The following is a 13,817-nucleotide window of genomic DNA, read 5'->3' as shown; positions in this document are numbered from 1 at the left end:
GAATGATTATCATTTTTATTATAATGAGTTAACACCCCGACGACAAGCTCCACCAATAAAAAAAAAAGAAAGCGCATCACCGATATGACACGCTTTCTCTCCTGAACTCGATTATTTTACAAACGCTTTGACCAAGTCGTCTGCCTTCTTCATATTGGCCAGCATGGCACCAGATTGCCAATGTGTCCGCTCCATTGGGTAGACATGACCGTTTTTCACAGCAGGGACAGATTTCCAGATGGGACTCTCCAAAATCTTGAGCGCATCCTTGTTTTCTTCGGAAGTCCACGTACCGTTCGACGGGAACACAATGATATGGTCTGCATCGATAGCCGGGATGGCTTCTTCTGATAATACCACGTGGGTTTCCTGATTTTTGGCAGCGGAATACGGCGTAAGGCCCAGCTCCTTATAAAGCATGCCTGTATAAACATTGCCATCTCCGAAGAGGGCCAAATTCGGCTTACTTCCCACATTCAAACGAATGACAGCCACTGTTTCATTGCCAATCGCCTTTCCCAGCTTTGCCTTGGTATCCGCAATTTTCTCCTTGTACTTTTGGATCGCTTCGTCTGCTTTTTCTGGAACGCCTAGTACCTCGGCGATTTTCTTGAGTCTTCCAATCGTGTCGTTACGGAGTTCATCCGGCAGCTTGTACGTAGGGGCTACCTTGCTGAATTCCTCGTATTTCTTGGGATCAGCGTAGCCATCCACAATGATGATATCCGGATTGGCTGCAAGTAACGCTTCCATACTTCCTGTAATATCAAAAAGCGGCACGTCCAGACCGAGGTAATCCTGTTTACCCCACGCCGGGTGATACCACTGGACTACCGGGGTCACACCCAGTGCTGTCAAAAAGTCCTCCTGATAAATGGCCGCTACCCGCTGTGGCTTTACTGGAATCTCTACATCGCCATAGGCGTCTTTCACCACTTTGGTTTTCGCAGCGGTGTTTTCTGTCGATACTTTCTGCTCAGTGGATGTTGGCCCCGCTGCTTTTTCTGCACAAGCAGTTAACACGAGCATCATGATCAATAATAATGCCATCCATGCCAATCCTGCATTTCGAACCGTTCTGACCATCTTTCTACCCTCTCTCACATCTGTTGATGATTATCTAATTGATTCTCATTCTCACATTTTGCATCCTGATCATATTTGTTTCCTCTCTATCTGACAATACATTTTCTCCATTATTTTTTGTCCAAACTCCACAACTCTCCGTGTGAAATCCTTCCCTTTGTACAAAATCAATGATGAGTATCTGACGTTTGTCCATTGAGCTGGTATGCTATATCTGATAATGATTATCATTGATAGCAAACAGATTCAAACGAACACTGGAGGAAAATAGAAATGAAACAAATGCGCAACATAAGCGGAACGTTAGGAATCTTCGTACTGGCTGGCAGCTTGCTCATCGGATGCAGCCCATCTGCTTCGCAAGCAACGAACGCAACAAGCAGCGAGGCAAGTCAGAAAAGCCAGACGCGTCCATATACGGATTATCTCGGGCATGCAGGCAACATCCCGGTCTCCCCTACACGAATCATCTATTCCGGTGAGACATTTGGCGATATGCTCGCGTTGGGCGTGAAGCCGATTGGGGGATTCGGGTACGCCAACCAAATCTTTGAAGACCAACTGCACGATGTCGAAAATGTCGGTTTTCCCATTAATTTCGAAAAGGTCCTGGAATTACAGCCCGACCTGATTATCAACGCAAATACCGAAGAAAAAGAATATGAACAGCTAGCCAAAATCGCCCCTACCGTCATTTTTGATACATTCGCGCCGTTGGAAGAGCGGATGACCCAACTCGGTGATATTCTTGGGAAACCGGAGGAAGCTACGAAATGGCTTGCCGATTACAAGCGCCAATCGGAGGAGATGTGGAAGAAGCTGAAGGAGTCTGGCAGCATGAAAGAAGGGGAAACCGCTTCCGTCTTTACCTATTATCCGGGTGATCGGCTGTTTGTCATGGCAAGAACAGGGCTTTCCCAAGTCCTCTACGATACGAACGGATTCAAGCCCACTGCTCCCATTCAGGGAGTACTCGATGCACAAAAAGGATTTGAGCTCATTTCCGTGGAACGTTTGCCCGAAATAGCGGGAGATCGTATCTTTATTCTGAATACGCCGAGTGAGGAAGCTGAGAAATCAACGCAGGAGTTGCTAAAATCACGCATCTGGAAAGACCTCCCTGCGGTGAAAAACGGATATGTCTACTTTATCGACATCGAAAAATCTAGTAGTGATGCGACAACAAGAGAATGGCTCCTGCAAAAGATTCCTGAAATCCTGGCGAAGTAATGAAACACGAGAAGCTTTTCAACAATGATTGAAAAGCTTCTTTTTTTTGTATACGATTGATAGAACGAATGATAATGATTCTCAAAAAGGAGGTACAACCGATGCTTTACTCTATACCACCTCATCCCCCGCTCGGTTCCCTTCATTTTCAGTTGTGTAAAGTAGAGCGGACGGCTAGCCCTTCATCCACTCATTTCCATACCCTGCTCTTCTTCACACAAGGTTACGGTAGCCTCCGCATTCACGACCAAACGATTTCACCTTTGGCAGGAAAGTGTTTTTTGCTTTCACCGTCTACTCCTTTTGCGATCGAATCCTTGTACGACAGCGTGATTGAGTGCTATCAAATCTCATTTACCGTCATCTTGTTCGATGAAGACAATAAGCCCCTACCGTACCCAGACGCACTGCTTGATGGCCGTATCGAGCTGTCCGCTCACCCCTCTGCCCAGCTCCTGCGCTTATGTGACGCTTTGCTCTTGGACAGTTCAACTTCTTCTGAAATGGACAGCTTTTGGCAACAATTGCGGTTCCAGAAGCTGCTCGGATTTTTGCTGGAGCAAAATTTATCTCCTACCCATATCCCCAACAAGAGCAAAGAGGTGGAGAACAGCATTCGTTATATCCAGCAAAATTATCAAGAGAACATGACGGTCAAGCAGTTGGCACAACTGGCTAATGTGCCGTCTTGGCAGTACACACTGCTCTTTCGCCAGTTGACGGGTAAAAAGCCTTTGGAATATGTGACAGCGTTGCGTATTCATCATGCGAAAAAGCTCCTGAAAAGCTCGAACGATTCATTGCGGGACATCGCCACGCAGGTCGGCTTCACGGATGAGTATTATTTCAATCGTCGCTTTCGAAAGACGACCGGATACACGCCAAGGCAATATTCCAGGCTGACTCAGCGCATGGAGCTCGTGCAGGACTGGACAGGGCATGAAGTAGAGATCCCCCTTCAGCCACAACGAATTATTTATATTGGGGAGACGTTTAATGATTTGCTCGCGCTCCATGTTGAAAATATCGTCGGCGGAAATTTTACCTGGATGGAACGAACGATCTATCGAGACAAGGTAAGACACATGCAGGATATCGCCTTTCCCGTTGACTATGATCATTTGACGACATTGAAGCCAGATCTGATCATTTTCGCGAACGCAGAAGAAGATAAATACAAGCAGATGAGCCGGATTGCCCCAACGCTCACGTTTAATTCATTTGCTTCGCTGGAGGAACGGTTGCATACACTCGGGGATTGGCTGGGGAAAAAGACCGAGGCGCGAGAATGGCTCAGGAAATACCACACGAATGCTGCCACCATGTGGAATCAGCTCCGCTCCGAGCTTGTGCCTGGTGAGACTGCATCCGTCTTTATCCATGAGCATGGCGGGAGTCTGTTCGTAATGGGCACTTCAGGACTTTCCTCCGCCCTCTACCATCCAAACGGTTTTTCTCCTGTGGATAAAATGCAAGAAGTATTGCAAGCTGGCTACGGCTTTATCGAAATTCAAGAGAAGGACATTCACCTGTACGCGGGTGATCGGATCTTTATGCTGCTGTCCGAAAACCCCGAATCGCGTCAGGCTACTGCCGAATTCATGCAAAGTGATAAGTGGCACAGTCTGCCTGCCGTTCAAAATGGTTATGTCTATTTTGTAGAAGCGCAAAAATGGAATTGGGGCGCTGCTCTTACCAGAGAGAGATTACTGCATATGCTGCCACTTTTGCTGTGCCATTCTTCCTGAAGCAAACAGGCCAGCTTCCCTGTCATGGGGATCGCTGGCCTGCTTATTACTGCTACTCTGCTACCATCCATGCTACGTTGTTTGCTTGGAGTCCTTTATTCCATTCTGCTGGTGCTGCCATATCGCTAATGACGATGTCGACCTCTCCCAAGTCTGCGATCTTGCACAATGTGCTGACCCCGATCTTGGAGTGGTCCGCTAGCACAATGCTTTCGTTGGCATTTTCGATGAAACAACGGGTGAGTTCCGTTCGATCCGGCTCATAGCAGGTCAAGCCTTTATGGAGCAAGATACCGTCGGCTGCGATAAACGCCTTGTCCACATAAAATTGCTTCATCATTTTCTCTGCATAGGTCCCGCTTACCCGATGATGCTTGGCACTCACCTTTCCACCTAGAAAGTAGATGTCTGCTGCAAGCATTCCATTGTTTTGGTACTCGATTAATCGATTCAGCGCCGTGATTGAGCTAGTGAGGATCGTCAAATCTTTTTTCGTCACGAGAAAGCTGATCATTTGCAAAGGCGTTGTCCCTTCATCGATGACAATGGTATCGTTGTCTTGCACCAAGTCCGCTGCCAGCCGCCCAATCCGTTTCTTTTCTTCTGCACGCAAGACTTCACGGGCAATATGAGAGGGCTCAGAGCGCTCCACTGTCAGCTTTACGGCCCCGCCATAAACACGCTTCAGCTTTTTCTCCGTCTCTAGCTCTTCCAAATATCTGCGGATCGACTCAGACGAGACTTGCAGCTTTTCGACCAGCTCATTGGTCCGCACCTTGCCATTTGAATTGACCAACTGCAAAATGATTTGCTTACGCTCTTCCCCGAACAACGACACGCCGAATGTCCCCCTATATCATAACGTTACGCCAGCACGATCTTCACTTCGTGGATGTAAATCTGACGTTTTGCCAGCTCGTGAAAAATCACTGCCGGATCAAATGCTTCTTCTGGTGTAATGACGCCAGTAGCTTTTACGTTTCCTTTTGCGATCTGCTCAGTCGCAATCGCCAGTGGGATTCCTATGTTCCGGGTATAAGTACGCAGCCCAGCCCGGTCAGCTACAGAGCCGATAGATGCCGGATCTCTTTTCCCTCTCTAGAATTGTAGAGGTATTGGGAGATACAATCAAGGATTCCCACCTTTGTTTTCCATACGTGGGCGAGCAAATGGCGGGACGTGAATGAACGCGCCATTTTCATAGACGACGCGCCCTGGCCAGTCTGGATCATACTCTTAGGTCGCCGTCTCTGTGATTGATTTGGAAAAGGCAATCGGGCGAAAGGAACCGTGGCTAACGAGCGCCCCCTTTCTTTACTCCAGCCAGAAACGATTGTTTTCCATTGCGGTGATTAATCTCTCGATATCCTCTGGGTAAACCTCTCCGATATTGCCAATCCGAAACGTGTCCGCTTGCGAAATTTTGCCTGGATAAATGACGAAGCCTGCCTGCTTTAGCCGCTCATACAGCTTTGCAAAGGTAAATGCCTCGCTTTCGGGATAATAAAAGGAAGTGATGAAGGGCGATTGCGATTCTTTTGGCAACAGGACGCGAAAACCGATGCGCTCCATGCCTTCTGCGAGTAGCTGCTGATTGCGCTGGTAACGCTCGTAACGTTTTTCCACTCCGCCCTCTGCCTCAAGCTCTATCAGGGCTTGATAAAAGGCTCGCACGACATGAGTCGGAGAAGTATAGCGCCACTTTCCGTTTTGCTCCTCCATCGTCTTCCACTGGCTGTACAAATCGAGAGACAACGTACGGGCAATCCCTTTGCATTTGATGAGCGCAGACGTTTTGGCAATGACAAAGCCGAAGCCAGGTACGCCTTGGATACATTTGTTCGCGCTTGAGATCAGGAAGTCGATCGAGAGCTCTGCTGCATCCATTGGAATGCCACCGAAGCTACTCATCGCATCTACGATATAGACTTTTCTGTACTTCTTGACGACTTCACCAATTTCTTTGATGGGATTAAGCATGCCGGTAGTCGTTTCTGAATGCACGACAGCCACATGCGTGATCGTGGCATCCGCCGCTAGTCTCTGCTCCAATACCTGTTCATCGGCTTTGGTCACTTCGCCAAAATCAATGACCTCCGTCGCGATTCCATGGACTTGTGCCATTTCCACGATCCGATCCCCGTATGCGCCATTCGTCAAGACGAGCAGCTTGCCATCTGCGGGAATCGCACTGCTCACAACCGCTTCCACACAAAACGACCCGCTGCCTTGCATCAAGACGCTCGTATAATCCTCTACCTGGGAGGTTGCCAATCGGACGAGCTTTTGGCGGATTGCCTGCACCAGTTCATTGTAATCACGGTCCCACGTGCACCAGTCCCGCAGCATTGCCTCGCGTACGGTTGAGGAAGTGGTCAATGGTCCGGGAGTGAGCAGCAAGTACGGATTGTCGGTTGGTCTTGTCTGATTCATGGTCTCTCTCCTCCTGCATGACGCATCTCGATCTTTTTCAGCACCTCATCCAAACATCCGATCTCCTCGATGACATAGTGGGCACCTGCTGAAATCAGTCGCTCCGTTGCGATAGCCAGCCTTTTATCCAGCTCTTCCTGTGGCATGCTCGTCACTTCCTCCAAGGACAAACCGAGCTCGCTTCCACCCTTCAGAACGCCAACGGTCCACATTCCGGCGTTTCTGCCTTCTTTCATATCGCTCGTCGTATCACCGACCTTGACCATCTCGTTCATTGGATATACGTCCAGCAGAATCGCATTTTGATAGCACATCCATGGATAGGGACGTCCAGCTGGCACTTCACTCGGAGTGACAAGTGCGTCCGGCTCGTAGCCCTGTTGTTTAGCCGATGCTGCTACAACATTCATCATTTCTCTTGTGTAGCCTGTGGTCGAGCCGATCTTAATTCCTTGCTCACGCAGGCGCCCTACCAATTCAATTGCTCCCGGAACAGGAGTGGCGTACTCGTGCAGCGTAGCCATCAGCATCGGTTCAAAGTCAGCGTACAATTCGTCCACATCCGCTTCATTTGGAAGTCGACCGTAACGCTCTTGCCATAGCGCTGCTACCCGCTCCATTTTGCAAAGCGCCTGGATATGATCGCGCTTGAGCATCCCCATCGGTTCGCGCGCTTCTGCTGCTGTCAGCTCGATCCCCCGTTTTTTAAACACCTGTAAAAAGACAGCTAAAGGAGCGAAACATCCGTAATCTACCATCGTTCCTGCCCAATCAAATACTACTGCTTTCATGCTTTATGCCACCTGACCTTTCTCTTGGTAGGACCCTGTTGTCCGCTTGCGAAGTTTGGATGCGATCCATTCTGCAACAGCACGTGCGAGGATGTTGAGGATGACGATCAATACCGACATCGCTGCTGCTGGAGCCACATCCCCGGCGTCATCCATGTTGACGATAGAGACAGATGCCAACTTGAAATCCGCTGCGTACAGAAAAACAACCGCCGAGATCGTCACCATCGAGTTGATGAAAAAGTACACCGCCATCTCGACAATCGCTGGCATACAGACGGGAACCGTGACGCGCCACAATAGCTTTGTCTGCGAGATCCCCATGGACTCTGCCGCTTGCTCGAACTCGGGATCGAGCTTTTTCAACGCGCTCGTTGCTGTAATAAAGCCGACTGCGAAAAAATGAATGACGTTCGCCAAAATCAAAATCCAAATCGTCCCGTACATGCCGTGAAATGGATTCGACGGATTATTGAAGAAGAAAATGTACGCGAGCCCAATGACCATCCCCGGCAATGCCAGCGGGAGAATCGACAGGAAGTATCCAGCTTGGCGAAGCCCCTTCCACACTTGGGACTTTTCAATCGTGTAGGCCGTAATAAACGTGACAGCCGTCCCGATCACTGCCGTCAGCAAGGCGACGAGAATGCTGTTCCACAGTGGCTCGATCCCTTCTCCGGCTACGTTGGAAAAGTCGTAATGATCCAAGCCGAAAGTCAGATTGTACGGCCATACTTTGATGAAAGAAGCCAGTACCACCGCAGCCATGAGAAGCAGCAAAAATCCGCTGACGCTCACACAAAGTATGAGGTAAAACAAGTCGCGCAAACGATTTTCCTTGATTCGATACGGTTTGGACTTGGCTGTTACAGCCGCATGCTGCTTTCGCTCAACAATCCGGTCCACGACAAACGCTACGAGAGCAGGAATGATCAATAGCAGCCCAACCGTTGCGCCCATCGTCATATTTTGCTGACCGATGACCTGCTTATAGACGTCTGTCGCCAGTACGGAAAACTGTCCGCCGACAACCTTTGGTGCCCCAAAGTCAGTAAAAGAGAGAGTAAAACAAACAAAGCAGGCGCTGACGATACCGTATTTCACGCTGGGAACCGTCACTACAAAAAACTTGCGCAAATGGTTCGCCCCGAGCGTATCCGCCGCTTCGTACAATTGATAGTCGGCAAAAGCAAGGGAAACAGCAAGAATCAAATACGCTTGTGGGAAAACATAGACGATCTCCGCCAAAATAATCCCCACTGGGCCGTACAGATCGATGTCCCAATGAAACGGGAGCAACCCGAAGATTCCTGTCGTCACCAGCCCTTGATTCCCAAAAAGGTAGGTCAGGGCGATTCCGTGCATCATCGTGGGCGCAAACAGCGGCAACAGCGCGATCGCCCGAAAGACTCGTTTTCCGCGAATCCCGCTGCGCGTCAAGGCATACGCGAACAGAAAAGCGAGTGTGACTGCAATCAGCGTCGTCATCGCAGAAATATACAAAGTGTTAGTTAGCGACCCTGCCAGTGCGGGGGTGGAAAAGTACGTAACGAAATTGTCCAGGCCGATGAACTGACCGTTCTTGTTATAGAATGCTTTGGAAAACAGCTGGCCAAGTGGCAACAGGACACTCGCTGACAATCCAAGAACGACAAGAGCGATGAGCCACTTTTGCATGGCTTTTCCATCGAAGATCGATGTCATTTCCTTCATGCTGCTCACCCCTGTTCCTCTATGGTTGGCGCATGCTCAAATGTCAGCAAATTCTCCAGCGGAAACTCCAGCCACACCTTTTTGCCTCGGGCAATTCCAAGTCTTTGTGCCTCGGCCGCTATTAAATCTATGGTAAGAAGCTCTTTTTTTCTCTGCCCTTCCTCTTGCCACTCCAGAAAGATTCGGTAAAAAGCACCGCGAAATTCTATTTCGGAAATAGTCGCAGGCATGGTGCATTCGGATTCTTGCTGCAAAAGCCGCACATGCTCCGGTCTGATCGCAAGTAAGCGATTCGGATCAGATTGCGCATTCTCAAAGCGACTGTACTCAAAAAAGTTGATCGCTCCGATAAAATCAGCAACAAACGGAGTCGCTGGTCTGTTATAGATCTCCTCGGGTGTACCTACCTGAACGACCTCTCCGTGATCCATGACGACGATCTTGTCTGCCATGGTCAATGCCTCATCCTGGTCATGGGTGACCATCACTGTTGTCATGCCGTACTGCTCATGCAAACGCCGAATCTCCCGGCGCAGCTTTTGTCTTACCTTTGCATCCAATGCGGATAGTGGTTCGTCTAAAAGCAAGATATCCGGCGATAGTGCAATCGCTCGCGCCAAGGCAATTCGCTGCTGTTGACCGCCTGAGAGCTGGCTGGGATATTTGGCGGCGGCATGAGACAAATCAACCATGTCTAGCGCCTCTTCTACTTTGGCTGCGATCTCTTTTTTCCCTAGCTTCTTTTCTTGCAGGCCAAAAGCAATGTTTTCGGCAGCCGTCAAATTGGGAAACAAGGCGTACGACTGGAACATCATCGCAATGTTTCGTTTTGCAGGAGGCAGAGAAGTAATCTCCCTGCCTCCCAGAATCATCTTGCCTGTTGTCGGCTGTTCCAATCCAGCCAGCATTCTCAGTAATGTCGTTTTACCGCAGCCACTGGGACCGAGCAGACAAACAAATTCATTCCTGTCAATTCCGATGGAAATGTGCTCTAATGCGGCAAACAAACCAAAGCGTTTACTGACCCCTTGAATGGATAGATAGGATTGTGTCATGCTGTTCTCCTCGCTGCTTACTTAGGTTCGCTCTTGGTCGCGTATCGTTTTTCCCACTCACCCAAGATGTTGTCACGATTTTGTGCGGCTTGATTCAAGTCGAGCTTGATTAGTTGCTTGATCGGATCTACTGCATAGCCTTCCGGGAGTGTCGCTCCTTCTTGCTTGACACTGACGATGGCGAAGTTCTTGTTATAGGCCTTCATGACTTCATCGGAGATAGCCCAGTCCAAGAACAGCTTGGCTTCTGGCTTGATCTCACTCTTTTTCATCAAAGCATTCGCCTCTACATCCCAACCCGAGCCTTCTGTTGGAAAGACGACTTCAATAGGCGCGCCTTTTTTCTTCTCGGTAATCGAACGGTAGCCAAAGGAAATGCCGATTGGATATTCGCCCGATGCGGCCATTTTGGCTGGCTTCGAGCCGGAATGCGTGTAAATCGCCATATTTTCATGCAGCTTGTCGAGGTACGCCCAGCCTTCTTTCTCTCCTTTTACTTGCATGATTCCGTTGATGGTGAGAAGCCCAGTTCCAGAAGAGGCTGGATTTGGCATCACGACCAATCCTTTGTACTCCGGCTTGATCAGGTCTTCGTATGAGCGCGGTATGGGCAAATTGCGTTTTTCTAGCTCCTTGGTGTTGACCGCGACCGCAGTCTCCCACGCATCGATTCCTACCCAACTGGCAGGTTCCTTGGAATCCTTAAACTCCGGGGATACCTTCTCGATTCCTTTCGGAGAATACCCTTCGAGCATGCCTTGCTGTTCGAGTACCAGCAGGCTTGTCGCTGCTGTTCCCCATACGACGTCTGCTTGTGGATTATCTTTTTCCGCCAGCAGCTTTGCTGTGATGATCCCTGTAGAATCGCGGACGATATTGACCTTTACATCTGGATATTTCGCTTTGAAGGATTCCAAATACGTTTTGATCTGGTCATCCTCCAGCGCCGTATAAACCGTAATCTCTCCTGAGGCCTTTGTACTTTCCTTTGTGGAAGATTGTGTGTTTGGTTGTGATCCTGGTGATTGTCCACATCCTGCTAAAAACGTGATTGATAGAATGGAAGCAAGTAAAGGATAATGCCATTTCTTCATGAGAACCTCTCCTCTTTGCGGAATGTTCATTTCCTAATTCCTACGAAACCAATCTTACGGGGAAAATATTAAGTAGATATGAACGCAACGTAAATTGATTGTTTTTATGTGTATTTGGTTGTGATTTTTTGGTTTCAGAAGATTCCTTGGAAGAGTAGAAAACGCAACTGGGTAATAAAGGGAAAATGAGGTGTATGTCGAAGTTACAAATGCCTCATTATTATCATGCAAAGGGGGATATGAGTATGAACTTGAAGGCGGAACCGTTAGACTTGCAAATGGCTGATATATCAAGGTCTAAATGGCAGGAGGTTAAAGCTGAGGAACTTGACATGGATAATGTCAGCTTGGCGAAGACCAGAATAAATAACGCAAATATAAGTCAAATGATTTTGAATGATGTGAATATGGGTGGACTCAAAATCTCCAACGCAAACTTGTCAGGTGCAGGCATTCAGCATGCGGATTTCAGCCACGCTGTTATTGACCACGTCCATTTGTTTGGAACAGAATTTCACAATGTGGTTCTTCCTATGGAGGGAGACGGAAATTATAATCCCGATGGACAATACAAACCCGTAAGTTTTCATAGCTGCAATCTTTCAAATGGGCAATTCAGAAATTGTGATTTATCTAATGTGGAAATAACGGATTGCGACATTACTGGATTGAAAATAAACGGTATCTTGATTTCGGATTTAATCAAGGACAAGTAAAAGACATGTACGTTTGCACAAAAAAAGACTCAGTCATCCATTCTAGTAGCAAATGGGATGAGCTCAGTCTTTTATTTTTTGCCTTTGCTCTACCGCAAAGCAGCCTCCACAGCTGCCTCTGCATGAATCGCAGTCGTATCAAAGACCGGGACCGTGCAATCTTGGGCTGTGATCAATAGACCGATTTCCGTGCAACCGAGGATGACTGCCTCAGCGCCTTCCTTGACCAGTCGTTCAATAATCGCCTGGTATGTACGCTTGGATTCTTCGCGAATGATCCCGACACACAGCTCATTGTAAATAATCTCATGGACGAGTGTTCGCTCTTGTTCATCCGGTAGCAGTACCTCTAATCCATGAATATCACGCAGACGCCCTGTATAGAAATCCTGCTCCATCGTAAATCGCGTCGCAAGCAGTGCCACTCGTTTATGCCCGTGGTTTATGATCGCTTGCGCTGTCGCATCCGCGATATGAAGAAAAGGCAGGCTAGTCGCTTCTTCGATGGCATATGCCAGCTTGTGCATCGTATTTGTACAGAGAACAATCAGGTCGGCTCCTGCCGCTTCCAGACTTTTCGCGGCAAGCGCCATCCGCTCGCCTGCTTCTTCCCAACGCCCTTCTCGTTGCATTTCTTCGATCTCCGCAAAATCAACGGAATACAGGACGCTTTTTGCCGAATGCAGACCACCCAGCCGCTCTTTGACCGTTTCATTGATCAAGCGGTAGTAGACCAAGGAGGACTCCCAGCTCATGCCGCCAATTAATCCGATTGTTTTCATTGTTTTCTACACTCCTTTGTCGTTCTCGTTGCCGTTTTCCCATCCCGCCTGACGAAAACGGGTCTGAAGCAGTTCATGCGCCTTTTTCGTACGCAACGAAGTATCCAAGGGAATCCCTCGTTCTAGCGCCTCTGCTTCTGTTAACAAGGTTTCTTTTACACCATCAGCATTCAGCCCTAATGCCAGAGCCATCTTTTTGTAAAAAGAATAATAACTCTCTTTCTTTGCTGGACCGAGATGAAGCGTTCCGTGGTAAGAGCCGTGCAGCAATTCGTGGATGGCATTCCCCACGTCTTCCACATGGACAAACGTCTTGTACAAATTACCTGTCCGGCTTATTTCACGGCCAGCTTCCAGGTCTGCACACATCGAAGCGACGCGTTTATCCCATTGCCCAACGCAATTGCGACCATAGATAGGGCCGACTCGCACGATGACATGATTGGGATGCCGCTCGCGAATACGTGCTTCCCCTCGTATTTTGGCATTCGAATAAGTTGCTATCAGGTTTCTCCCATCTAATGGCTCAGGCGGATCTTCTTCCCGATAAGAGCCTGTTCCTTTTCCGAAAATACCGTCTGTGGAGATGAAGATCAATTTGCTCTTTTCCGGCAACTGAGAAAGCAGTACATCCAAGCCTTTTTCTATTAGCTCGCGTTCATCTGTAGCACTCATCAACGCCCAAATGACAACATGTGGTGAAAATTCATGTAGGATCGCTGAAAAAGAAAGGGTGTCAGTCACATCGACCCGAAGCAATTGATGGACAGCTTGTGCAGAAAAGCATGTACCTATCAGATCAATGGTATTATCCCGCAAAAGCTCCTGATAGATTTGACTTCCCAAGTAGCCGCTAGCCCCTAGCAACAATACGCGGCGTTTCTCCTCCATGAGATGTCCCCCTCCAACACTTACCATTTCCATTATGATCAAATATACCACTATGTCCCATTTGGAGCGACTATGGAAGAAAAATTCTTGCTGCTGTTCCTCTGCAATGTTCTGTAAGTCATATGCGTTCATTCGAAATAACTGATAATTGCCCATATCCATTTTTTGCGGCGAGCTTACTTAGAGTGGGTTGAAGAAGTTGCACACCTCGTAGTTCATCATAAAACCGGAAGTACACTTTAGGTCTATACTGTTCATCATGCATCCCACACTGACGC

At 48.4% G+C, this 13,817-nt stretch carries 12 protein-coding genes and 2 pseudogenes; 3 read left to right on the top strand and 11 right to left on the bottom strand.

Features of this window, described 5'->3' with window-relative positions; genetic code table 11:
- Positions 1–111: 111 nt before the first annotated feature.
- Positions 112–1,086 (bottom strand): ABC transporter substrate-binding protein, encoded by a 975-nt coding sequence (locus E8L90_RS00725; protein ID WP_137027566.1) that lies wholly within the window; start codon positions 1,084–1,086, stop codon positions 112–114.
- A 273-nt stretch (positions 1,087–1,359) separates the two neighbouring features.
- Between E8L90_RS00725 and E8L90_RS00720 the strand changes: the two genes are divergently transcribed.
- The gene (locus tag E8L90_RS00720) at positions 1,360–2,316 is read left to right on the top strand and encodes an ABC transporter substrate-binding protein (protein ID WP_137027565.1); all 957 of its coding nucleotides are present in this window, start codon (positions 1,360–1,362) and stop codon (positions 2,314–2,316) included.
- A 101-nt stretch (positions 2,317–2,417) separates the two neighbouring features.
- Entirely contained in the window at positions 2,418–4,064 is a 1,647-nt protein-coding gene (locus tag E8L90_RS00715; protein ID WP_137027564.1) for a helix-turn-helix domain-containing protein, read from the top strand.
- 52 nt (positions 4,065–4,116) lie between these two features.
- Here the strand turns inward: E8L90_RS00715 and E8L90_RS00710 are convergent, their stop codons facing one another.
- From E8L90_RS00710 to E8L90_RS00680, 7 genes and pseudogenes are all read right to left on the bottom strand, one after another.
- Positions 4,117–4,902 (bottom strand): DeoR/GlpR family DNA-binding transcription regulator, encoded by a 786-nt coding sequence (locus E8L90_RS00710; RefSeq protein WP_137027563.1) that lies wholly within the window; start codon positions 4,900–4,902, stop codon positions 4,117–4,119.
- Positions 4,903–4,928: 26 nt separating this feature from the next.
- A pseudogene (locus E8L90_RS00705) lies at positions 4,929–5,363 on the bottom strand (saccharopine dehydrogenase); the annotation flags it as partial.
- Positions 5,364–5,378: 15 nt separating this feature from the next.
- A complete protein-coding gene (gene phnW, locus E8L90_RS00700) occupies positions 5,379–6,497 on the bottom strand; it encodes a 2-aminoethylphosphonate--pyruvate transaminase (RefSeq protein WP_137027562.1) in 1,119 nt (372 codons plus the stop codon).
- Positions 6,494–7,288 carry a phosphonoacetaldehyde hydrolase gene (gene phnX / locus E8L90_RS00695; RefSeq protein ID WP_137027561.1) on the bottom strand — a complete coding sequence of 265 codons (795 nt, stop codon included), beginning with the start codon at positions 7,286–7,288 and terminating at the stop codon, positions 6,494–6,496. Before phnX ends, phnW begins: the two co-directional genes overlap by 4 nt.
- 3 nt (positions 7,289–7,291) lie before the next feature.
- Positions 7,292–9,001 carry a putative 2-aminoethylphosphonate ABC transporter permease subunit gene (locus E8L90_RS00690; protein ID WP_137027560.1) on the bottom strand — a complete coding sequence of 570 codons (1,710 nt, stop codon included), beginning with the start codon at positions 8,999–9,001 and terminating at the stop codon, positions 7,292–7,294.
- 5 nt (positions 9,002–9,006) lie between these two features.
- Positions 9,007–10,056 carry a putative 2-aminoethylphosphonate ABC transporter ATP-binding protein gene (locus E8L90_RS00685; RefSeq protein ID WP_137027559.1) on the bottom strand — a complete coding sequence of 350 codons (1,050 nt, stop codon included), beginning with the start codon at positions 10,054–10,056 and terminating at the stop codon, positions 9,007–9,009.
- A 17-nt stretch (positions 10,057–10,073) separates the two neighbouring features.
- Positions 10,074–11,150: a putative 2-aminoethylphosphonate ABC transporter substrate-binding protein gene (locus tag E8L90_RS00680; protein WP_137027558.1), complete on the bottom strand. Its 1,077-nt coding sequence runs from the start codon at positions 11,148–11,150 to the stop codon at positions 10,074–10,076.
- Positions 11,151–11,395: 245 nt separating this feature from the next.
- Between E8L90_RS00680 and E8L90_RS00675 the strand changes: the two genes are divergently transcribed.
- Positions 11,396–11,866 carry a pentapeptide repeat-containing protein gene (locus E8L90_RS00675; RefSeq protein WP_137027557.1) on the top strand — a complete coding sequence of 157 codons (471 nt, stop codon included), beginning with the start codon at positions 11,396–11,398 and terminating at the stop codon, positions 11,864–11,866.
- A gap of 89 nt (positions 11,867–11,955) precedes the next feature.
- On the opposite strand, the gene E8L90_RS00670 is transcribed toward E8L90_RS00675, so the two are convergent.
- The 3 genes and pseudogenes from E8L90_RS00670 to E8L90_RS31460 form a co-directional block, all read right to left on the bottom strand.
- The gene (locus E8L90_RS00670; RefSeq protein ID WP_137027556.1) at positions 11,956–12,648 is read right to left on the bottom strand and encodes an aspartate/glutamate racemase family protein; all 693 of its coding nucleotides are present in this window, start codon (positions 12,646–12,648) and stop codon (positions 11,956–11,958) included.
- A gap of 6 nt (positions 12,649–12,654) precedes the next feature.
- Complete coding sequence (locus E8L90_RS00665) at positions 12,655–13,539, bottom strand: sugar nucleotide-binding protein (RefSeq protein WP_137027555.1); 885 nt, start codon at positions 13,537–13,539, stop codon at positions 12,655–12,657.
- Between the two features lie 78 nt (positions 13,540–13,617).
- A pseudogene (locus E8L90_RS31460) lies at positions 13,618–13,723 on the bottom strand (SLOG family protein); the annotation flags it as partial.
- Between the last annotated feature and the right edge of the window lie 94 nt (positions 13,724–13,817).

It is taken from the genome of Brevibacillus antibioticus (genome assembly GCF_005217615.1).
Taxonomy (GTDB): Bacteria; Bacillota; Bacilli; order Brevibacillales; family Brevibacillaceae; genus Brevibacillus; species Brevibacillus antibioticus.
Note: the sequence above shows the minus strand (reverse complement) of the source record. Positions and strands in the feature narration are given on the sequence as shown.